This is a genomic window from Clostridium sp. NkU-1, assembly GCA_001312405.1.
Genome location: BBDR01000016.1, coordinates 33,310 through 55,767 on the forward strand (window position 1 = coordinate 33,310; position 22,458 = coordinate 55,767).

Here is a 22,458-nt window from a genome sequence, read left to right on the forward strand (position 1 = left end):
GGGATAAGGTGGAAGAAAACTTTGCAATAAAGAATGACCTGTTGGCTATCGCTTATTATATGAAAAAAAATGGCTGGGAAGGTATTAGTAAAACTAATTTTCAAAGAGTACTTTATTTCTCTGCTGTTTTGTCAACTGTATTTTTAAGAAATTATGAATGGACTTATGCATTTTCTAATACTATTTTTGGACCTCGAAATAAAGATATAACAGGAGAGTTAGAAGATTTATTTACAAAAGGCTATTTGGAACTGTCCGACAGAAAAGTCATATCTAATCGAGTTGAAGAAAAATATGTTATATCTGATATGGGGTGTGACTCATTAGAAGAAACAAGTTTTAGGCTTAATTCTGAAAGATCTAAGTTAAAATGGTTTGAAATAATGGTTAATGTATTGAGTGTATATGGCGAAGAATTTTTATCTAAATTAGTAAAGGAAGATCCCAATGTATCACTTATGAATTCTATGAATCAAAGTGGTAAAATTCCTTGCGCGGATACAGATGACAACTTAACCAAAGAATTATACAACTATTTAAAAAAAAGAGTGGGAGAGATAAATTAAGTTTAGTTGATAGTTCAGATGAAGAATTTTTAATGTTGTTTTTTGACCTTCTTTATAGAAAATATAAGGAGGATAAATAGTGTTAGAAAACATTTTTGATAATTTTAAAAAATACGATTGATGATGTATTTACTGAAAATCCGTTAATGACATTAGAAAAATATAAATTAAATATCCCTTGGATATCTTCTGCCAATATATTACAGATTCATACTAAGGTTGCAAAGCAATGGGAGAAGTATAAAAATTTTCGAATTCAGATGTGCATTGTTATTATTGAAGAGGTACAGGATGGGCCAATATTTATCTATAATTATGATTTCAATAAAGATATATCTTTGATTAAACAAGAGAATGTTGCAAAAACATTTATCTATGTTATTGATAAGGATGGTCATTTAATAAGGGTAGAAAAAGGAAGTAGTGAGTGTACTATTGAAAGTAGTTGTAATTTATCGACCAGTCTACAGAGCATAGTATTTCATCTAGGAATACGTGGAGTAGATTTATTAATAAGTGGAAAAACTTATAGTGCTCAAAATTACTTTAAAAGTTACAATGATTTACTAGATTCGTCTAGACGATTACCAATATGTAAGTACAGGGTTCTACTTGACCAATATTATAAGAAAGATGTACAATTTGATCCGTGTGAAATGCTTTTTGCTAGAAGCATTGATATTCCTAAAGATAAAAGGCAAGAGACTATTGTTAAATATAATAAATTACTTCGGGCTCAACCAGAGAACTTATTACATAAAGGACTTGCAAAGTTTTTAAGAGAATATTGTTCCGATACAGTTATTAACGAGTATACTAATGCAGTAGAAGATCGATATGATATTTTTGTTGCAACAGAAGATGATAAAGTGTATATTATTGAATTAAAGTGGCTTGGTAGATCAATTACATCAGAATTAAATGTTTTTAGTAAATATAATTCACCAGACAGAGCGATTGAAGGGGCATATCAATTAAAAAAAGTATGTTGATAGGGCAGAGGAGTATAAAGAATATTTAATGGAATATCCCATTGACTGTGCAATATTGCTAGTTTATGATGTTAGGGAAACTTATACTGATATAGTATTTCCTGAACTATTTTCAGAATACCCCAATATAGATCTATCACAAATTTATAGAGTTGATAAAAAAGATATTAGTGCAAGTAGTGTGTATAGGCATAAAAAGAGTGCTAAAAGGGGAATAATATTCGATGGCTAATTTTGAAATTACGGATTATACAGAATTATATGGATCCATTATGAAATTTGGAAAAAATAAAAATAAATATATTCATCAGTGGTATCCATTTGTCGAAGGATATTCCAAAGAATTTATAAGAAATATTGTTGCTGAATATACTAATATACATGGTGAAATGCCAAAGGTTTGTTTGGAACCATTCTCTGGTAGCGGAACCACGGCGCTTGAGCTTCAAAAGTTGGGTATTAAATGTTATGCATTTGAGGTAAGCCCATTTATGTATAATCTATCTAAAGCAAAATTGGAAACCAAGTATACAATAAAAAGCTTTAATAAGTATAAAAAGCTCTTGGAAAGATATATCTTGCAATCCAACAATATTTATAGAGAGCCACTTTTTCCGGAGTTTAAAACAATAGTTGAAAAAAAGTGATATTGAAAAGTGGAATTTTAATAGAGATACTTTATATGGAATCCTAGATATTAAAAACGCTATTCAATGCATTCCGAATAGTTTGTATCGGGATTTATTTATGGTGGCTCTAGCATCTATTTTACTGGAAGTTAGTAATGTCTATCGAAATGGTAAATGTATTTCATACAAAAAACGATGGAAGGAATTACCAAAGTATAATAGAACTCAAGTGCATAAGCTTTTTTTTGATCAACTAAATACAGTCTTTTTTTGAAGATATATCTAAGCTAAATAAGTATAAAATGTCAAGTAAATTATATAGTAATAAGCCTTATCTCTTTAAGGGTGATGCCAGGGAATTAATTAATAATAAGATTGAGGATAATTTAATAGATCTATTAATTACATCACCTCCATATTTAAACTCAAGAGATTATACTGATACTTATATGGTAGAGTTGAGAGTGTTAGGGTATTTAAATACACCTGAAGAAGTAAGAACTTTGAGAAGTAATACAATCCGCTCTCACGTTCAAGTAAAATGGGGAACTACTAGAACTGTAAATAGTGATACATTAATAGATACGCTCATGATTATGCAGAATTATGAAAAAACTATGTGGAATAAAGAGCTTATTAATATGATTAAAGGATATTTTGTTGATATGGATCTATTATTTTCTGAGTTACATAGGGTTATGAAAAAAAGGTGGACTCGTATTTTTTTAACATAGCTAATTCAGCCTATTGTAATATAATTGTTAGGGTCGACGAGATTATCTGTGAAATAGCACAGCAACATGGTTTTTTAATACAAGAGATACGTCATGCTAGGAAAATTAATCCAAGTAGTCAGCAAAAGGATACCGTTGATGGATTATGGGAAAGTGTAATTGTTATGCAAAACTTATAATTACTGAAGTCATATTTTGTTTGCCCCCGCTTGCGCAAACCCATCCCGGCACGCCAAACCCTCCTTTTCCTACGTTTTTTTGAGCGATCTCCAGTTCAAATCTAGTTGTCGCCTCTCTTATGAAAGCCTCTGAAACCTGATAAAATAAGTCTGATGTGAAATAAGAATTGGAAAAGGGTGTAGCAAGAAGGGGAAGATCCGGAAATACTTCCTAATGATCCTGCTGGATCGATTCGAAGGTTCGATTTAAAGAAACTTAATGAATTGGTTGAGAACTGCTTGAGATTGTGGAAAACAAACGGTGAAAGCTGTCCGAACGTGGACAGTGCATCCCATAGAATGGTGATCAGATAAAACTTAATTCTCCAACTTTCAAACCTTAATTGAAAGTTGGAGTTAAATTTATAGGGCAGTTCTTTACCGGTTACTTATCTGCAAAAAGCGAAGGAATTTATTTAAATTTTACGCCCTCTTGTTCACCAAGGGGAAAAAAAGAGGGCGGTTTCATCTATGGATTGCGCAGACCTGAGCGCCGATTACGTAATCGCCTGTAATACAAACAATTACGGAAAATCATTATTCCACTGCCTGGGAATGAAGTTCACCAAAACACAGCTACTGTGTATCGTCCGAATCAGCATTATAGTAATAGGTATCTCCCGGATAGAAGTTCATATCACTGCTGTCAGCCATTTCCCTAGGAGAGATACTCTGATAATCCTGAACATCCTGTGAGCGGAACCAGAAAGGTAAATTGGGCAGACTGTATCCGGCAGGTATTAAGATCGTCTGACCAACCCTCAGATTACTAGGGGTTAAGCCGCGATTCACGGCCATAATGGTATCTACGGTAGTACAAAATCGCTGGGCAATTTGCCATAAAGTATCATTTCTCTGAATGGTGTAGGTTCGAAGACCTACGGGACAGCGGCTTGATCCGCCGCCGGAGGGTGGAGTCGGAAACGGAGGACGGGGAGCTCTTCTTGCCGGAACGCAAATGGTCTGCCCCACTGTTAAGTTCTGTGGATTTAAGCCTGGATTTGCCGCTCTAATTGCAGCAACGGAAGTATAATAACGTTGTGCGATCATCCATAGTGTGTCGCCGTGTCGAATGGTATAAGGAAACAGTCCTCGAGGACAAGTAGCCATAATTTTACTGCCTTTCAATAAAACAATTTGTCTTATGTTATGCTTAAAAACCGGAAAAGTACCTGTCATTCTTGGCCGAATTTTAATTTATTAAACGGACAGGACTCCTATCGTTAGGACGATATATCTTACAAGATAAAACTTATATAGCACAAAATAAAAACATGGTAATAATTATTTGCCCAAGCTATTATGATAATACAAATATATGATTTCAAAATAACGCATCTGCCATCACCTGCCACATGAGACATCAATCATGAATCAGGAGTCTGTTAACAGGTAGATGGCCGCTGACAGTCAGGAGGACATATGGTATTATCAGAAGATTTAATTGCTAAAGGATTTTCCTTACAAGATGTAGATGAAAACGACTTAAAAAAAATACATTGATATAAAAAGAACCTGCCATAAGAAATTCGTAGATGAATACAATGGCGGCTGGATCGAGGATATACAAATTATAATAAACGCTGACAGTTTTCATAGAATGCTAAAATATAGTTGTTTTCAAAAAAATACTGCTATACAATACAATAGTTGGCTTTCTCGCATTTAATGAACTGCCGGATAAGATTAGCGAGATATCCCTCCAGCTTACCGAACCTGTCCGGCAGAAAGGGATAGAATCATTTTATCTGAGGCATATTACAACCCTATCCAAACAAGAAAACAAGCCGATATTTTTAAACGTATATAAATCCGATCCAGTTCAAGAACTATATAAGCAATTTGGATTTAAAATATATGATCAATCAAGGGCACAATATTTAATGAGCTTTAATCAACACAATTCAAATGATATAAGTAACTCATACGATTCCAAAAGCTACATAAACCGCATTTTAATAAAGAGCTAGGAAGAAACGTATATAAAAACAGCCAGCCTTTCATACACAAAGCAAATATTAAAAGGCTGGCTATTATCGGCAGGATTCTCAAATCGCAGGATTCTCAAATCACTGGATCCTCAAATTACTGGATCCCATGCCATAATCACCCGAATGATATCCGCCCAAACAGATATTGAGCAGCCCCACTGTTTGGGCGGTAGTTCCTAACGGGGAGATACCTCCGGTGGAATAGCACTCTCATAAGGCTTTCCGCCAAGGCTCTTTTTATGCTCTTCCTTTGCATTATTTATAATCTCAGGATTCTCCAAAAGATCAAGAGCGGTCATTGCAATAGTCTTTCCGGCGGCGATCATTCCCTTGTGGGCAATACTTGATTTGCCGGTGGCGACCCACTGCCAGGAATGGGCAGGTGTCCCGTTTGGTGCAGTCGTGACCACTGCGGTAACCGTTGGAATTGTCCAACTCACATCCCCTACGTCGGTAGAACCACTCATGGGCTTGCCCGGGAAGACAAGGGGAGCAATCAGACGGTTAATAGGGCTTTTGGCTTCCTCTTCAATAACTCTCTTTTCTTCACCTGGAAAAAATGCTTCGATCTTTCTTGCAATCGGGTTCCTGGTGGCCTCCGGAAGCTGGTCATAGAACTGCTTTGCGTAAGCCATTTCCTCCGGGGTATATTCAATGGGACTTACCTGCTTTAAGTTATCATGCATTACCCTGCACAGTTCCTGATTGACCAAATAGCTTGCACAGGCGGAGTCAAAATCGATTTCCAGCTCTGTTTCCGTCATCATTGCCGCACCCTGGGCAATCTTAACGACACGGTCGTAAATTTCTTTTGCCTGGTCTGTTCTGGGTGCGCGTACAAAATAGTAAAGCTCCGACGTAGGCTGCACTACATTGGCAGCTGTCCCGCCTGCATCTGTAAATGCGTAATGAACCCGTCCTTCGTCAATGATATGTTCTCTTAAGAAGTTCACACCGATGTTCATCAGTTCCGCGGCATCCAATGCGCTGCGCCCATGTTCAGGAGCGGCGGCAGCATGGGCCGCACGTCCCTTAAACCGGAAGTATGTCTGAAAAACTGCCAGAGAGCTGAAATCCCAAATACCTGTAGAATCCATGGGATGCCATGTAAGGGCAACATCAGTCCCATTAAAAATGCCGTCCCTTGCCATAAATGCCTTCCCATAGCCGCTTTCCTCTGCGGGGCAGCCAAACAGGCGGATGGTTCCTGAAAGCTTAGCCTCTTCCATGTAATCCTTAATGCCCACGGCGCCTGCAAGCGCTCCGGCACCTAATAAGTGATGTCCGCAGCCATGGCCGCTTTCCCCTGCCTTGATAGGACATGGAGCCGCAACATCGGATTCCTGGCTCATGTTAGCCAAAGCATCGTATTCGGCAAGAATCCCGATCACAGGACTTCCCTGGCCATATTCGGCAATGAAGGCATCCTTCATTCCTGCAAGGTTCCTGGTTATTTTAAAGCCTTCTTTTTCCATTGCAGCACATAATAAATCTGCAGACTTATTTAAATCAAAACGAATTTCCGCAAATCCCCATACCTGATCGGAGATATCCGTAAACACATCCCTTTTTTGTTCAATTAATTCTATAATCCGTTTTTTGCCGTTCATAGCGAAGCTCCTTTCCTTATTTCCATCTTATTTATTTTTAATATTGGTAATTAAAATAGATGCACCCACTGAAAGAATCATTGTAACAAGGAGCAGATACCCCTGAACCTGGCCGTATTTGGCAGAGAAGAGGACTCCTGATAAGGTGCTGATAATAAGCGGGGTGATTGCCAAAGGAAAGTTTTTACGCAGATAGGGCAGCAGCATGGTTCCAAGAAGCGCCGGCATAACGCTGTTGAAGCCTGGCTTTAATATGGGATTGTCTAAATAGTGTATAAAAGGGGTGAATAAAAACATGCCTGCAAATATGATTAATGTGGTGGTGATGGAGGACATACCGATGGCAAGCACGGAAACCACCTCTCCCTCGTCGCTGTGAGGCTCCACATCCATAAGGCGGTGGCCTGCTGCTGCGGCCGGAAGCTTCATGTTCATAACATTACCGGTAATAAATGAAAGGTAAGTTCCGCCGGCTCCCAGGATGGGTGAGAAAGAAATAACTTCTGTAAGCTGGGTAGGAATAAATACAATACAAAGCTGAATGGCAGCGGCAATAATGGCAGCAGGATTCAGTTTTACATCATAAATAATGGTTGTAACAATTGGCACCATAAACATAAGTGCAATGCCGATCAGGGTGGACCAGCGCCCTAGCCGGTGAATGGAGCTGTAATAATCGTTCTGTTTCATTTATTTTTCCTCCTTTACCCTAATATCTGACTGAATATGATAGCAGAGATCATGCCCAGTACAAGACTGATAGGAAAACAAAATTCCGACAGGGCCTTGATATTGCCTTTTTTTAGCGGCAATATCTAAAGCCAGCTGATCGCCATGGATGTAATTACCACCAGCAGCGGAATAAGACCGATGGCTCCGGTAGTTCCTACCCGGAAAGGAGCGGATAAATAAGGACCTGAAAAGACACAAAGCAGGGCAATGAACATGGAAGCAAAAATTGCCTGGAAACGTTTTTCTTGTTTTCCCTTTAGAATCTTAATCCCCTTTTGGATCAGCCTGGAACCAAAAGCGGTGTATAATGGTCCCCAGATGATGCCGATTGTCATAACCCACATGGCACTGACAAAGACCTCAAGGGTAAAACGGTTGTCGGCAATGCCTTCAAGGCCAAAAGCCTTTGCAGTAACGTCTGCCGCCATATTTTCATATACGCCGGAACCGATTACACTAAGACGCAGCCATGGGAAATAACGTCCAAGGGAAGGCATTAACAGTAACAGGATGATCAGGATCGGTAAGCTTGGCAGAATTGATACCACGCAGCTGTTGATCATGACCTTTTTCATGGATTTTTTCTCCATACCCAGTTCCAGGCCCCTTGCCCATGCCTTGTGCATGAATATGACGGCCTGTGCCAGCACATATGCAATAACAATAGCGCAGAGCAAAAATACCACACCGCCGTTTGCAATGTCCAAATAATTGTCCATAAAAGACCTCCTCTTTCTCTTTTTTGGGGTGACCCCACCTTTGATAGGTAAATATTATATAAAAAAACATAAAAAATAAATGATTAATTGTATATAATGTAGGGGATTTCAAGCCTTTTTTTAGACTTGTATTAGAAAGAGGATAAAAAAAATGGAGGTCAATTTTTAATAATTTTACTGTTTTTTTTACGATATAAAGCACTAAGCCATTAAATGTAAGACTTGTATGCAGGGAGCATTCGCCGTCTGCCTTCTGTTCTAAAAAATAGAAATCCGGCTGTATTACCCGTTCCAGATAGTCTACAACATCGGGATCATTAAGATCCGGCAGACCAGCTCCTGACCAGCGGTTGAAGATGCCTGCACTTCCCTGGTCAAATATAAATTTCTTGATCCGGTAATTGCCCGGTACCAGTCCCTGAAGGATCAGAGTGATCTGATGGATCTCATGCTCGATCAAATACAGGTCCACAGAGTAAAGGGGATTCATGTAATAGGGACGGTATATAACGATATGAAATTCATCCTGCCCTTCTTTGGTAACGACAATATTATTGTCATAAAATATCAATTCGTCATTTACATAATTAAAGGTTTCCAGCACAAAGTAAACCGGTCGTTTGATTTTTTTTACAAGGAATAGACCCAGTATTCCAAAATCATGGATTCCTTCAAATTCCTGGATATGATAAGTGCTGATGAGAAATCCAATCGCCTCTACTTTGCCCCATAATTTCATCATTGTATCAAAAATCAGGGCAGAACGGAAGAAGGTCCCGGATTCTGCTACACCGGTACCTGCCAGGGTATTCCATCGGGTCATATACAAAGGTGGTATGGGCAGCTTATGAGCCTTAAAAGACGCCTCTATGGCTTCCACACGGCATACATAGAAATCTTCCAGCAGCTGTTTTGTTCTTGAATTGTCCTGTTCCGGGACAGGATGGGGGTATCCGTGAAATCCGGCAAAACAGGCAGGGGAAATAAGGCTCTTTAAAGCCTCATAAAAGGCCTCATGCCCTTCCCCTGGCGTTAAGGCCCAGTCCGGTATGAGAATGCCTAACTGGACCTTAAGACCCTTCTGCTTAAACAGTCGCCAAAGTGAATTATAAAAATCGGCAAGGCTATTTAAATGGGACGGATCCTTGCATGCAATTTCAAATCTCCAGGGCTCCATGGTCTGCCAGCTGGTATTAGAAAGCAGTATGCCGGCAAAGCAGGACAAGCGTTCCATATAACCGTTTAAATTGCCCTGCCAGCGCTCCAATAGGCGTGATACATCAATCTGTACGTAAGGAATGAGCTTAAGCTCTTCGATCTGATGCATGCACTGGTTGTAAATGTAATTGGAATAAAAGGTGTCATCCTTTACCTTGATCTCATCTAAATCAAAGGATTCAAAATATATAAAGTCAAAGTCAAGCCGTTGGAGTTCCCTAAGCTGTTCCATGATCTCTGATTGAAGAATATCCGTTATGCGGCCGATATGAATCATCTTTTTCGGCTTTTTTTAACTGGATGCGGGATACCTGGCACATGTCCAGCCTGATTGTATCAGGAGAATACAGGGCCGTATCATGATGCATATCATGCCGTTTCATATACTTGACCAGTTCCAGCAGGTTGTCCTGAAAATTTGATGAGATTTCTTCCAGACTGCTTGTCCTTTTTTCCGTAGGTCCTGCATATAATTTCCGGTATTCTCCCGGAGACTTTCCATATTGTTTTTTTGAAGGCGGCTGTGAAGGCTTTGGCATTGGCAAATCCATGATCCATGGCAACCTTAATGATTGGCTGACTGGTTCCAAGCAAGCTCACGACGGCATGCTCCAGGCGGACCTGGTTCAAATATTGCAAAAAGCTTGTCCCCATTTTGCATTTAAAATATTTGGAAAAATATTGGGGAGACAGATACATCTGTTTGGCTGTATCCGCCAATGTGATGGTGGAAGCGTAGTTGCGGTGGATATAATCCACAACATGGCTGAGAGATGCCGTATTTTGCTTCTGATTACCATGAGGGGAATTGTTGGTGGCTTTAAATCGTTTCATAAGGGTGACTAAAAAGCGGAACAGCAGGGCACGGAATTCCAGATCAGACCCTTCATCCTTCTTCATATGTACCAGGAGCATACGGGTGAGGTGACGTTTGATTTCGTAAAAACTGTCCGAATCCGATTGCAGGATGGAATTACACTGAAAGGTGCAGTTTAATACCTCTCCGCATTCGTTTTTAAGGAAATCTTCTTCTATGAGCAGCATAATGGCCAGGTTGTTATATTGGGCAGAGTAGGAATGGATATCCCTGCAATTGATCAGCACAATATCATCCGGGGACATGTGATAAATATCGCCATTGATTTCCACTTGTAATCTCCCCTTTAGCAGCAGCACGCACTCCAGACCGCTGTGGGTGTGGGGCAGTATATTTTTAATGCTGTTAAGCGTGATCCCTACTGGCATTTGGTTCATAAACAGGCTCCTTTCAGCGTGTGATTTTTCTTATTATAGCTTATTTTCATATGGCGGAAAAGCATAATCCCAATAATAATATACTTAAAGCTGCCGCAAGATAAATCTGCATGATTCCGGGTTGCTGTTTCGTGCAATTTACAACCGAATATTCACCTTGCAGCAGCCTTATCACAGAAGTTAAAAAATGACTGGCTGAATCTGTTTTCCTTCTAAAGCGTATTCCAGTGTATCTGCGATGAGATTCGTGTGTGCGATCATGGAATTGGGCTTTTTCACAGGATCATCCTGGCCAAAGGGAACAAAATAAATATTTTTTACGTTATATAATTCACCCACATTTTTAAAGTTGATTCCAAGTGCATCATTGGTGGAAAGAGAGATCACCAGAGGCTTGGAATTTCTTAAATGGGCTTTGGCTGCCATGAGCACCGGGGTATCCGTGATGCCGTTGGCAAGCTTAGCCAGGGTGTTTCCGGTACAGGGAGCGATAAGCAGGATATCCAGATAACCTTTGGGTCCGATAGGCTCTGCTTCCTCCAGGTTCAGGATAGGCTTATTGCCTGTTATGGCAAAGATCCGGTTAATGTATTCTCCAGTATCTCCGAAACGGGAATCCGTTGTCTGTACATTGGTGGAAAAGATCGGGTATATATCGGATCCTTTATCAACCAGAACCTTAATTTCCTTTTCTATTTTATCAAAAGTACAAAAGGACCCGGTGATTGCCAGGCCTACTTTCATTCCTTCCAGCTTCATATGACACTCCTTTACGACAGAGACTTAACAATTGCTTCAAACAAAATTTCCGCAGATGACTGGGGAGCGTAGATTCCAGGCAGGCCCGGGCAAAGCCTGGCGCGGATATTCTGCTGCCTGCAGGAATCAAAATCAACGCCGCCGGGAGCGGAGGCGATATCAATGATGGTTACGTCAGGGTTCATGGATTGGATCAGCTCTTTTTCAATGATAAGGGCTGGGATGGTGTTAAAGATAAACTCATAATTCCCAATAACCGGGGACAGATCACAAAGCGCTCTGGCATGAAATCCCATGGAGGACGCCTGAACAAGCTGTGTTTCCTTTCTGCCGGCAATGGTCACGGCCGCATCCAGGCCCTTTAATTTCAGTGCCAGGGTTTTTGCACACCGTCCAAAGCCGGTCACAAGGCATTTACTTTTGTGAAGGCAGCCGGGGCTTAAGCGGATTGCTTCGGCAATGGCGCCCTCCGCAGTTGCAATGGTATTTTTAACGGTGATATCCTCCATGTCCATATAGTCAAAATATGCAATGCCGTTTTCCCTGGCATATTCCTTTACATAAGCAGGGATGCTTCCGCCGAAAAGGATGTGGTCAGGGGTCAAAAGATTTAAAAGATTCCCGATACCCAGATCATCCATATTGTTGTCGGAAAACAGGTTGATTTTGTCTCTGGTAAATGGGATGGGACAAAGTATGACATTGCTGTTTTTCATGGCTTCTTCCATGGAAAATGAGGAATCCTCATTGTTATAGTGAAGGGTTGTTTGAAAGCCGTTTTTGATTAATATCTGGTTTAGATATAGCTGCCTGGAATCGCCGCCTAAAATAAGAAAATTATACATACGGTCATCACTCCTTATAATGGTTTATATGATGAAAAAAATGATTTGTGTATGGTACCAACAGGGGATGTTTGTCATACTTTTGTTAGTATGAACCTCTAATTTTGGGAATGAGTGCCTATGAAAGATGCGATTTTTAAAGGCTCAGCGGTAGCCATTGTTACGCCAATGGATAAGCATGGAAACCTGGATTTTAAGGCAATGGAAAAATTACTGAAATTTCAGCTGGAAAACGGAACGGATGCCATTGTGGTCAATGGAACCACAGGGGAATCCGCCACGCTGGAAGAAAAGGAAAAGCTGGAACTGATAGAATTTGTGGTACATTATGTAAATCATCGGGTTCCCGTGATCATGGGAACCGGAAGCAACTGTACGTCCCACGCTGTGCGCCTGTCCCGAAAGGCTCAGTCTTTAGGGGCCTCAGCACTTCTGCAGGTGACTCCGTACTACAACAAAACCTCCCAGCACGCTGGTGGAGCATTTTACGGCAGTGGCAGACAGCGTGGAGATCCCCATCATCCTTTATAATGTCCCGACCCGTACCGGGGTAAATATTAATCCGGAAACGTATTTAAAGCTTTCAGAACACCCCAATATCCGGGCCATTAAGGAGGCGGGAGGAAATATTTCCAGTATTGCGAAAACTGCGGCCCTATGCGGCGACAGGCTTGACCTTTATTCAGGAAATGATGACCAGATCGTCCCCATCCTTTCCCTGGGAGGCAAGGGAGTGATCTCTGTCATAGCCAATATTATGCCCTTTGAGACCCATATGATATGCAAGTACTTTTTTGAGGGTAAAATAGAAAAGAGCAGGAATATGCAGCTGGAGCTGCTTTCAATGATGAATGCCCTGTTTATGGATGTAAATCCTGTGCCGGTTAAGGCTGCCCTGTCCCTTCTGGGGCTGTGTGATGAAAGCTACAGGCTTCCTCTTACCCCTATGAAGGATAAGGATAAAGAGACGTTAATACAGGTTATGAAAACCTATTTTCCCCACTTGAAAGACAACAGTCTGTAACCGTCTTAAATTAATATTTTTTTATTGCATACTTGCAAGCGCCATGCTATATTTAGTGTAACCAAACAAAGGAGGACGATGTCTATGAAGCACAAAAGAAAAAAAGCATATTTTTACGAAGCTGCTATTCGGTATCTCCATTCCAGTTATATTTATCTTTATTTTGTCAGGAGTTTTCATTTCAGGTCAGGCAGGAAAGAGTATGCAGGCCCAGTCGGTACAGACACTGGACTCGGCTTCCCTTGCGGCAGCAAACCAGGTGAATTCATTCCTGACTTTTTATTTAGCTGAAGTAAAGAGTGGGGCTGCAAACAGCCAGACGGAAGCCTTTCTTTTAAATGCAACCGGAAAGGTAAGGCTGCCAGACTGCGAGGGGTATCCCGAGATAAAGAAAACCCTTGATAATATCCAGGCTACGGATAAGGAAAATATCATTGCTGCATGGATTGCGGACCTGGATGTGAACCAGGTGACCCAGTCGGATAATTTCACCTCGGAAGACGGATGGGATATTTCCTCAAGGCCCTGGTACCGGTCTATGGAACTGGATCATCCGATCCTGACGGAGCCATATGTGGATGCGAGCACGGGACAGACAATTGTCAGCGCTGTCAGCGGAGTGTATAACAGCAAAACCGGAGAACCCTTAGGAGTAATGGGAGTTGATATAAAATTATCCCAGCTGGTCACAATTTTAAGCAATTATAAGATCGGGAAAACCGGCTCTGTTATCCTTGCAACAGATGGCGGACAGATTGTGTATCACCCCAACAATGACCTGATCCAGAAGACCATTTCCGAGATTGACATTTCTCAGAATATCAAGGATGCATTTGCAGGCCAGACAGTTGGAAATTACAATTATACCATGGAAAAGGTTCCTTATTTTGGTTCCATTAACCGGGTAGGAGACTCTGGATGGCTGGTATTATCAAGCATTCACCAGTCAGAGGTGCTTTCCTCTAAAAAAGCAGTGGTAGGCACTATAACCACTGTCTTTACCCTGGGCTCTTTTGTCCTCATTCTAATTATTTTCATCATGGCTAAGGGCATATCCAATCCCCTTAAAAAGCTGTCGGCCATTGCAGAAAGGATCGCAGAGGGAGAACTTGACCTTCAAGTAGACGTATCCGGCAATGATGAGATCGGCATGGTGGCGGCGTCCCTGGGAAATACGGTGAGCCAATTGAAGAATTATGTGAATTATATAGATGAAATCGCCGCGGTATTAAACCAGATTGCGGATAAAGATCTGGTTTTCCAGTTACAGTATGATTATAAAGGGGATTTTGAGAAGATTAAAAGATCCTTGCTCAAGATCAGTGGCACGCTCACCACTACCATGCAGCGGATCACTGCAACCTCTGATCAGGTGGCATACGGCTCCCAAAGCATTTCAGCCAGTTCTCAGGCTCTGGCCCAGGGAGCAACAGAGCAGGCCAGTTCCGTGCAAGAGCTGGCGGCAACGATCAGTGAAATTTCCCATAAGATCGAACAGAATGCAAAGGATTCTACAGGAGCCAATGAACAGGCACTCCTTGCTTCCAGGGAGCTGGAAACCAGCAACCACCACATGAGGGAACTGGTCTCAGCCATGGAAGAGATCAATGAAAGCTCCAGCGAGATCGGGAAGATCATTAAGGCCATTGAGGACATTGCCTTCCAGACCAACATTCTGGCCTTAAATGCAGCCGTAGAAGCGGCCCGGGCAGGAGAGGCCGGAAAAGGCTTTGCAGTTGTTGCCGATGAGGTGAGGAATCTGGCTTCTAAAAGCTCAGAGGCCGCCAAAAGCACCACCTATTTGATTGAAGGATCCATTAAGGCTGTGGCAAATGGCTCCAGGCTTGTGGATGAAGCGGCTGAGTCCCTGGCAAATGCTGTGAACAGTACACGGTCGGTTTCTGAAATGATAGGAAGGGTTTCAGAGGCTTCCGTTCAGCAGTCCGAGGCGATCCAACAGGTTTCTGTGGGAGTTGATCAGATATCAGGCGTGGTTCAGACGAATTCGGCCACTGCGGAGGAAGGAGCTGCTTCCAGTGAGGAGCTTTTCGACCAGGCAGAGCTGTTAAAGGAACTGGTAAATGAATTTAAGCTTCATTGAGAAAACGTAAAAAGATGCCCGGTAAATCGTTGGATTACCGGGCATCTTTTTGTTCCTATGTAATGGTTATGCTGTTTTTTTTCAGGCAAAAAATCTGACAGAGAGTCCAGAATTTCCTCGTGGTCATTGTCATAGATGATAAGCTCCAGACCGGCATCCGGACAAATGGTCATAAGGCCGAGAAAGGACTTGGCATCAATGATAACGCTTCCTTTGCATAAATCCATGTCGCAGTCGTATTGACTGACTGCTTTGACGAATGCAGTCACTTCGTCTACATTTCCTAAACGGATTGGGTACCTTTTCATATGGCTCACCTCGTTAAAAAGATGGTTGTATTAAGATAAAATTCCAAGCTGATTATATGTAATATCTGATAAATAAGCCATGTCTTAATTTGTATAAAAACCGTCTTTTCTTGCAAATAATTCTGCAAAGGTGGTATAATAATCTGGGGAAAAACATAGAAATCTGTCGTTTGGAGGGGAAGCATGAAAAAAGAACTTCTGGAACATTTAAGGAACGCATCAGAGGGGAAGAATGGTATATGGACGGAAAATGCTTCAGCCCTGTGCCACTGCGCTAAGGAACCGGGAAGCAGCCCGGTTGATGAAGACGCTGCAATGGGACAGAGAAAGGTGATGGACATGTGCTGCCAGCCTCACAAGGTTCCCATTCCGGATCATTGCCACAATTATGTGGAGCTGGTTTATATGTATAGCGGATCCACCGTACATGTGATTAACGAAACCAGTGTCCTGCGGCTGGATACCAATGATCTTCTGCTCATAAAGCAGGGGACGAGCCATGCCGTTGAACCCGCAGACGGGGAGGATATTGCAGTTCATTTCTTTTTGCTGCCGGAATTTTTCTTCCATCTTGAGCTGATGCCGAGGAGGGGAATGTTCTGCGCCACTTTTTTTAACGGGTCCCCATCAGGAAAGAATTCTATGGCAGATTACCTCCACTTTCATTTGCAGGATATGCTGCCTGCGAAAAATCTGCTGGAGAATATGATCTGGTCAATGATGAGAGGTAAAAAGGACAGACAGGACATTGATCAGGATACCATGGGAATCCTTATCATGGAGCTGTTTCATAATGCGGATAAGGCAGAATTGCATGATATGGCCCAATATGAGGAAAAAATTGCAATGAATGCATATCAATATTTAGAGAATAATTATCCTTCCGCAACCTTAGAGGAGTTTTCAGCTCTTTCCATGCAGCCGCCATATTATATCAGCCGTTTGTTTAAGCGGCATTATCAGGTGACGTTTACGGAATGTCTGCAGCTTATCCGGATGATGAGGGCGGCAAATTTTCTTACCTCCACATCAAAGCCGGTAGAAGAGATCATTGCAGAAGTGGGCTATGAAAACAACAGTTATTTTCACCGGTTGTTTAAGGAACGGTATGGTATGACGCCCAAGCAGTACAGGGATAAGTCTAAGCATCAATTCTGAAAAGATTATGAAATATTTCCTGGGAACATTGACTTTCAATCAATACGTTATTATAGTTAAGGCAAAGTGAAAAGAGGCGGCAGATACAGGATGAATGGATTTAGAGAACGTTTTGCGCGTTTTATGATTGGAAGATACGGCATGGACAGGCTGGGACAGTTTTTAAACGCCGCAGCTTGTATTTTTCTTGTGGCCGGCTTGTTTGGCGGCAGCAGGTGGCTGGACATTGGAGCTCTGGTTTTTCTGATTTTATGCTATTTTCGCGTGTTTTCAAAGGATATTGGAAAACGTTTTAAGGAAAACCAGAAATTTGAACGCATTTGGTTTCAAATCTCGGAAGTATTCCGAAGGTGGCGTTTCAAGCTTCAGCAAGCCAGGAAATATCATATTTATAAATGCCCGAATTGCAGGCAGAAGATCAGGATTCCCAGAGGAAAAGGAAGGATCAGCATTCATTGTCCGAAATGCGGCAATGATTTTATAAAAAAAAGTTAACAGTAATATAGAAGGGAACAACTATGAATTTACAATTTAAGCCGATCGAGGCAGAGGACATAAAGAAGATAGCGCCTTTTTATGCCTTGCGGCCCAACAGGACCTGTGACAGTGTTTATTTAGACAGCTTTATCTGGAGAGACTATTATCATGTGAAATATGCCATAAGCGATGATAAGGCATTGCAGTTTTTGATGGAAAAAGATGGAGAGCCTTTTTCCGCAATGCCCATGTGCAAAGAGGAAGATCTTCCTCACTATTTTCAGGAAATGGTAGATTATTTTAATCAGGTTTTAAAAAAAGCCCCTTCGCATTTTTCTTGCGGATGAAGAGGCAATTAAATTCTTAAAGCTGGATCCGGAAAAGTTTGAGGTTAAAGAACAAGAGGACTTAAAGGATTATCTTTACGACGGGGAAGCCATGAGGACCCTGGCTGGGAAAAAGCTTCATAAGAAGAAAAATCACTTAAACTCATTTTTAAGGGAATATGAGGGCAGATACGAATACCGGGCTCTTTGCTGCTCTGACCGGGATAATGTGCTGGAATTCCTGGATGATTGGTGGGAGAATAAGGTGGAAGCCGCAGAATTCGTCCGGCAGCTGGACTATGAGGTTATGGGGATCCATGATATACTTAAGAACTGTTCCCTGCTTAACGTGAGGATGGCAGGCGTTTATATTGACGGAACTTTAAAAGCCTTTACCATCGGCACCTACAACCCCTTTGAAAACATGGCAGTCATCCACATTGAAAAGGCTGACCCCACTGTTAAGGGGCTTTATCAGTTTATTAACCAGCAGTTTTTGATCCATGCATTCCCGGAAAAACCGGTGCTTATCAACCGGGAGGATGATGTTGGAATGGAAGGCTTAAGAAAGGCAAAAATGTCTTATTACCCCATTGATTTTGCAAGAAAGTACGGAGTCGTTCAGAAGGGCTTTTAACTATGATACGGTATTTGAAGCAGGAAGAAAAAGGCGAGAGCCGGCCGCTTTGGGAAAAGGTTTTTTTCTGAGGATTCCCAGAGCTTTATGGATTATTATTATTCGGACAGGGTAAAGAAAAATAAGATTCTCACTGCCTGGAAGGATGAGCGGGTAGTAGCCATGCTGCACCGCAATCCTTATGAGGTGGTGGTGAAGGATCGTTTATGGAAGATCGATTATATTGCCGGGGTTGCTACGGATCCGGACTGCCGCCATCAGGGATATATGAGGCGGCTTTTAAGCCGCTGTTTTTCTGATATGTACATGGAACGGATGGGGTTTTGTTTTCTGGTGCCCGCCAATCCGGCGATTTACTTTCCTTTTGATTTTACCTATATATGCGATCTGCCGGAAGTGGCGTTAAACGAAAAAGGACGGCAGCGCCTTAGCCGCCGCGCTTTCGTGGAACGGTCGGATGAATGCAGGGAAGTTGCAAGATTTGTGGGTAGGCAGCTGGAAAAAAAGGTATGAGGTCTATGCACTCAGGGATGAGGAATATTATCTGAACCTAAGCAGGGAAGTAAGAAGCGATAGAGGGGATCTGATCCTTCTTTTTACCAGAGATGAGAGAGAGAAAATGGCCGGTGTATGGGCTTATTACGGAGAAACGGCAGAAAATCAGAGAGAGCTTATTTGTCTGTCTGATTATATAAAGGAAGCAGGTCCATTAAAACCGGCTGTTATGGGCAGGATCATTCATCTGGAACAGTTTGTTACCGTGATACGCCTAAAAGAGGAATGCCCGGTCAGCGAGATGGAACTGTTTATTGAAGTAAAGGATGGCTTTATCCGTCAGAATGACGGGGTGTTCCGGTGGCGGTTGGACCTCGAAGGCTCCTCCCTTATCCCGGTAAAAGATGAGGCTGGGATCAAGCCACATTTGTCCATGGGAATCAGTGAAATGACCTCCTGGCTGTTTGGATATGGGATGCCGGATGTGCCTGAGGACAGAAGATCCATGGTGGAGCGAATCCGTCCTTTAAAGGGAGTCTTTTTTTGACGAAATCACTTAAGAACTTTCCTGGAAGGGAAATAAAGCAGGTCAGCTTTGGCGGGTTCATTTGAATCCGCCTTATATTTTAGAATCAGTTGCCTGGCAGCGGAATATGCTGCTGGTCGAAGAATGAAAAAGTGATTAAAAGGAATTAAAGGAGAAAAGGTATGTATCAGGCAGCAGAAGACAGATATGAGAAAATGGAATACAAGCGTTGCGGAAGAAGTGGAATTTTACTTCCTAAGGTGTCATTGGGGTTATGGCAGAATTTTGGCCTGGAAAAGCCTTTGCAGGAGCAGCGGGAGATTCTTTTAAGGGCATTCGATATTGGGATCACCCATTTTGACCTGGCCAATAATTATGGCTCTCCGGCACTGGGGAAGGCCGAGGAGAATTTCGGAGAGATTTTAAAAAGCGATCTTGGAAAATACCGGGATGAGCTGATCATTTCCACTAAGGCCGGATTCGATATGTGGCCCGGACCTTATGGAAACTGGGGCTCCAGAAAGTACTTAATGGCCAGTCTGGACCAAAGCTTAAAACGGATGGGGCTGGAATATGTGGATATTTTCTACCACCACAGGCCGGATCCTGAGACACCCTTAGAGGAAACCATGGGGACGCTGGCTGACATTGTGAGACAGGGAAAAGCCCTTTATGTGGGTATCTCCAATTACGGAGATCAGGAAGCAGGGAAGGCGATTCTCATGTTAAAGGATATGGGAGTTCCCTGCCTGATCCATCAGCCAAGATACAACATGTTTGAGAGAGGGGCGGAAGATGGACTGTTTTCCACCCTTCTTGAAAACGGCGCAGGCTGTATCTGTTACAGCCCTCTGGCTCAGGGAGCGCTTACTGACAAGTATTTAAAGGGAATCCCTCAGGAATCCAGAGCAGCAAGAAAGGGAACGACCGTAGGCGGACGTTATTTGTCAGAGGAAAAGCTGGGGCAGATAAGACAATTAAATGAGCTGGCACTCGAGCGGGGACAGACACTGGCCCGGATGGCCCTTTCCTGGGTGCTTCGGGAAGAAGCAGTGACTTCCGTTCTGATCGGAGCAAGCAGCGTAAAACAGCTGGAGGACAGCGCGTCTTGTCTTGAGAATCTTAAATTTACACAGGAAGAATTGGAAAGGATCGATTCTATTTTAAAATAAACAGGAAGCAATGAACGTTTGCCAGGATGGAAGGGACAGCGAATGATATGAATTACGAGGTTGGAGATATTGTGAAACTTAAAAAACCCCATCCCTGCGGAAGCCAGGAGTGGGAAATCTTAAGAGTCGGTGCGGATTTCCGTTTAAAATGCATGGGATGCAGTCATCAGGTCATGGTGCCAAGGAAGCTGGTGGAAAAGAACACCAGGGGCTTAAAAGGGCAGGATGGTCAGCCAAAGGCCTAAAACGATGAAAACCAAAGGAAAAAGTTGGGAAAGATGAGAAAAGGACTTGCTTTTATCAGATGTTTCCGGTATAATATTAATCCGTGACATATAGATTCCTTGCTCCTGAAACTGAAAGCAGGGGCCAGAGACCACAAGGAGGTAAAGAAGCATGAACAAATATGAGTTAGCCGTTGTTCTTAACGTAAAGCTCGAGGATGAAGAGAGAGCAGCAGCCATCGAAAAAGTTACAGGTTATATCACTCGTTTCGGCGGCGCTGTAACAAACGTTGATGAATGGGGTAAGAAGAGATTAGCTTACGAGATTCAGAAAATGAAAGAAGGATTCTACTACTTCATCAAATTTGATGGCGATTCCACAACTCCCAACGAGTTGGAAGCACACATTCGTATTATGGAGCCTGTCATCAGATACTTATGCGTAAGACAAGAGGCATAATAGATAAAGAAAGCGTGATCGTATGAACAAAGTAATCCTTATGGGCAGATTGACCCGTGATCCAGAAGTAAGATATTCCCAGGGAGAGCGTACTATGGCGATCGCAAGGTATACCCTTGCAGTTGACCGCAGAGGACGCAGAAATCAGGACGGCAATGAGCAGACAGCCGATTTTATCAATTGCGTTGCATTTGACAGAGCAGGTGAGTTTGCCGAGAAGTATTTCCGTCAGGGCATGAGAGTACTGATTTCCGGAAGGATCCAGACTGGAAGTTATACGAATAAAGACGGCATTAAAGTTTATACAACAGATATCGTTGTAGAAGACCAGGAATTCGCAGACAGCAAGGGCGGATCTTCCGGAGAAGGCGGCGGCTATCAGCCAGTCTCCAGACCGGCACCCTCCAGTGCAATCGGCGATGGATTTATGAATATTCCGGATGGAGTCGAAGACGAAGGGCTTCCATTCAACTAAATCTAACAGGAGGTAGTACCAATGGCATATAATAAGAATGATAAAGCTGATGGCGCTAAGTTCAAAAGAGGCGGCATGCGCAGAAGAAAAAAAAGTATGCGTATTCTGCGGAGAGAAGAACGGCGTTATTGATTACAAGGATGTAAATAAATTAAAAAGATATGTGTCTGAGAGAGGAAAAATCCTTCCTAGACGTATCACTGGTAACTGCGCAAAGCATCAGAGAGCGCTTACAGTTGCAATTAAGAGAGCAAGACATATCGCTCTGATGCCTTATACTATGGAATAAATCCTTATTTTATAAGGGTTTGTGAGTAAAGTAAGGGATTTTTACTCAAAATTTACTCAAATCGGGATGGTTTTTTTCAAGTGGTTTTGAAACCGGAAAGAGAATTTCGTGATATGGAAAGACTTCACATGAGAGTGTGGGGTCTTTTTTTGTTGTAAAAATTTATTGAATAATTTGTTTATATGTGATACAAGTGTAGATTAAATATAATAGATACCAATATTTAAAAGGTATCAGGTTAATTTGATGCAATAATTAAATGACCAATAAAATATCATGATATTATAGAAAATTAAGACAATATAGTATATAATCGGTGGTAGCAGATCATTTAATAATATGATTTACTTTTATACACAGTAGTATTTATCGTAAAGTACTTACACAATAAAAATGTTTTAGTTATAAAAAAACAATGTATTTCTAAATTAGTTTATTATATATAGAAAGGGGTAGATGGTATACTTTTTTATTTTAATAATAGAGAATCAGTTTCAAATTTAATTTAATAAAAAAATG

24 protein-coding genes and 2 pseudogenes are annotated in these 22,458 nt (G+C 41.8%); 18 read left to right on the plus strand and 8 right to left on the minus strand.

Annotated elements, in window-relative coordinates; genetic code table 11:
- The first annotated feature begins 8 nt into the window (after positions 1-8).
- From JCM10519_RS19565 to JCM10519_RS19590, 5 genes are all read left to right on the plus strand, one after another.
- Complete coding sequence (locus JCM10519_RS19565; protein WP_347844857.1) at positions 9-566, plus strand: hypothetical protein; 558 nt, start codon at positions 9-11, stop codon at positions 564-566.
- Between the two features lie 95 nt (positions 567-661).
- Entirely contained in the window at positions 662-1,558 is an 897-nt protein-coding gene (locus JCM10519_RS19570; protein WP_054741272.1) for a hypothetical protein, read from the plus strand.
- A gap of 28 nt (positions 1,559-1,586) precedes the next feature.
- Complete coding sequence (locus JCM10519_RS19575) at positions 1,587-1,790, plus strand: hypothetical protein (RefSeq protein WP_054741274.1); 204 nt, start codon at positions 1,587-1,589, stop codon at positions 1,788-1,790.
- Positions 1,783-2,205 (plus strand): DNA adenine methylase, encoded by a 423-nt coding sequence (locus JCM10519_RS19580; protein WP_054741277.1) that lies wholly within the window; start codon positions 1,783-1,785, stop codon positions 2,203-2,205. Before JCM10519_RS19575 ends, JCM10519_RS19580 begins: the two co-directional genes overlap by 8 nt.
- Before the next feature lie 284 nt (positions 2,206-2,489).
- A complete protein-coding gene (locus JCM10519_RS19590; RefSeq protein ID WP_054741281.1) occupies positions 2,490-2,921 on the plus strand; it encodes a DNA modification methylase in 432 nt (143 codons plus the stop codon).
- Between the two features lie 794 nt (positions 2,922-3,715).
- Here JCM10519_RS19590 and JCM10519_RS19595 read toward each other — a convergent pair.
- From JCM10519_RS19595 to dpsA, 7 genes are all read right to left on the minus strand, one after another.
- Positions 3,716-4,318: a LysM peptidoglycan-binding domain-containing protein gene (locus JCM10519_RS19595; protein WP_054741283.1), complete on the minus strand. Its 603-nt coding sequence runs from the start codon at positions 4,316-4,318 to the stop codon at positions 3,716-3,718.
- A gap of 988 nt (positions 4,319-5,306) precedes the next feature.
- The gene (locus JCM10519_RS19600; RefSeq protein ID WP_054741284.1) at positions 5,307-6,740 is read right to left on the minus strand and encodes an amidohydrolase; all 1,434 of its coding nucleotides are present in this window, start codon (positions 6,738-6,740) and stop codon (positions 5,307-5,309) included.
- Between the two features lie 27 nt (positions 6,741-6,767).
- Complete coding sequence (locus JCM10519_RS19605; RefSeq protein WP_054741286.1) at positions 6,768-7,430, minus strand: hypothetical protein; 663 nt, start codon at positions 7,428-7,430, stop codon at positions 6,768-6,770.
- A 125-nt stretch (positions 7,431-7,555) separates the two neighbouring features.
- Positions 7,556-8,191: a DUF5058 family protein gene (locus JCM10519_RS32135; protein ID WP_347844858.1), complete on the minus strand. Its 636-nt coding sequence runs from the start codon at positions 8,189-8,191 to the stop codon at positions 7,556-7,558.
- A gap of 1,587 nt (positions 8,192-9,778) precedes the next feature.
- On the minus strand, positions 9,779-10,663 hold the full coding sequence (locus JCM10519_RS19620) for a helix-turn-helix domain-containing protein (RefSeq protein ID WP_054741292.1): 885 nt from the start codon (positions 10,661-10,663) through the stop codon (positions 9,779-9,781).
- Between the two features lie 180 nt (positions 10,664-10,843).
- Positions 10,844-11,422: a dipicolinate synthase subunit B gene (locus JCM10519_RS19625; protein ID WP_054741294.1), complete on the minus strand. Its 579-nt coding sequence runs from the start codon at positions 11,420-11,422 to the stop codon at positions 10,844-10,846.
- Between the two features lie 11 nt (positions 11,423-11,433).
- Positions 11,434-12,267, minus strand: a complete 834-nt coding sequence (gene dpsA / locus JCM10519_RS19630) for a dipicolinate synthase subunit DpsA (RefSeq protein ID WP_054741296.1) — start codon at positions 12,265-12,267, stop codon at positions 11,434-11,436.
- Between the two features lie 120 nt (positions 12,268-12,387).
- Here dpsA and dapA point away from each other — a divergent pair.
- Positions 12,388-13,291, plus strand: a pseudogene (gene dapA, locus JCM10519_RS19635) (4-hydroxy-tetrahydrodipicolinate synthase).
- Positions 13,292-13,493: 202 nt separating this feature from the next.
- The gene (locus JCM10519_RS19640) at positions 13,494-15,392 is read left to right on the plus strand and encodes a methyl-accepting chemotaxis protein (protein WP_054741298.1); all 1,899 of its coding nucleotides are present in this window, start codon (positions 13,494-13,496) and stop codon (positions 15,390-15,392) included.
- Here JCM10519_RS19640 and JCM10519_RS19645 read toward each other — a convergent pair.
- Positions 15,386-15,700: an HPr family phosphocarrier protein gene (locus JCM10519_RS19645; protein ID WP_054741300.1), complete on the minus strand. Its 315-nt coding sequence runs from the start codon at positions 15,698-15,700 to the stop codon at positions 15,386-15,388. The two genes, JCM10519_RS19640 and JCM10519_RS19645, sit on opposite strands and share 7 nt — an antisense overlap.
- Positions 15,701-15,883: 183 nt before the next feature.
- Here JCM10519_RS19645 and JCM10519_RS19650 point away from each other — a divergent pair, with 183 nt between their 5' ends.
- From JCM10519_RS19650 to rpsR, 11 genes and pseudogenes are all read left to right on the plus strand, one after another.
- Positions 15,884-16,858, plus strand: coding sequence for a helix-turn-helix domain-containing protein (locus JCM10519_RS19650; protein ID WP_054741302.1), 975 nt, complete (start codon positions 15,884-15,886; stop codon positions 16,856-16,858).
- 90 nt (positions 16,859-16,948) lie between these two features.
- Positions 16,949-17,353: a hypothetical protein gene (locus JCM10519_RS19655; RefSeq protein WP_054741304.1), complete on the plus strand. Its 405-nt coding sequence runs from the start codon at positions 16,949-16,951 to the stop codon at positions 17,351-17,353.
- A gap of 23 nt (positions 17,354-17,376) precedes the next feature.
- The gene (locus JCM10519_RS32140) at positions 17,377-17,682 is read left to right on the plus strand and encodes a hypothetical protein (protein WP_347844859.1); all 306 of its coding nucleotides are present in this window, start codon (positions 17,377-17,379) and stop codon (positions 17,680-17,682) included.
- 91 nt (positions 17,683-17,773) lie between these two features.
- The gene (locus tag JCM10519_RS32145; protein ID WP_347844860.1) at positions 17,774-18,298 is read left to right on the plus strand and encodes a phosphatidylglycerol lysyltransferase domain-containing protein; all 525 of its coding nucleotides are present in this window, start codon (positions 17,774-17,776) and stop codon (positions 18,296-18,298) included.
- 87 nt (positions 18,299-18,385) lie between these two features.
- Entirely contained in the window at positions 18,386-18,811 is a 426-nt protein-coding gene (locus JCM10519_RS32150) for a GNAT family N-acetyltransferase (RefSeq protein WP_347844861.1), read from the plus strand.
- Positions 18,780-19,340, plus strand: coding sequence for a sterol carrier protein domain-containing protein (locus JCM10519_RS32155; RefSeq protein WP_347844862.1), 561 nt, complete (start codon positions 18,780-18,782; stop codon positions 19,338-19,340). Before JCM10519_RS32150 ends, JCM10519_RS32155 begins: the two co-directional genes overlap by 32 nt.
- A gap of 161 nt (positions 19,341-19,501) precedes the next feature.
- Entirely contained in the window at positions 19,502-20,491 is a 990-nt protein-coding gene (locus JCM10519_RS19670) for an aldo/keto reductase (RefSeq protein ID WP_054741306.1), read from the plus strand.
- Positions 20,492-20,538: 47 nt separating this feature from the next.
- Positions 20,539-20,736: a DUF951 family protein gene (locus JCM10519_RS19675; protein ID WP_054741362.1), complete on the plus strand. Its 198-nt coding sequence runs from the start codon at positions 20,539-20,541 to the stop codon at positions 20,734-20,736.
- Positions 20,737-20,887: 151 nt separating this feature from the next.
- The gene (rpsF, locus tag JCM10519_RS19680) at positions 20,888-21,175 is read left to right on the plus strand and encodes a 30S ribosomal protein S6 (protein WP_054741308.1); all 288 of its coding nucleotides are present in this window, start codon (positions 20,888-20,890) and stop codon (positions 21,173-21,175) included.
- Between the two features lie 22 nt (positions 21,176-21,197).
- Entirely contained in the window at positions 21,198-21,650 is a 453-nt protein-coding gene (locus tag JCM10519_RS19685; protein WP_054741310.1) for a single-stranded DNA-binding protein, read from the plus strand.
- A 21-nt stretch (positions 21,651-21,671) separates the two neighbouring features.
- Positions 21,672-21,939 (plus strand): annotated as a pseudogene (gene rpsR / locus JCM10519_RS19690) (30S ribosomal protein S18).
- Positions 21,940-22,458 lie beyond the last annotated feature (519 nt).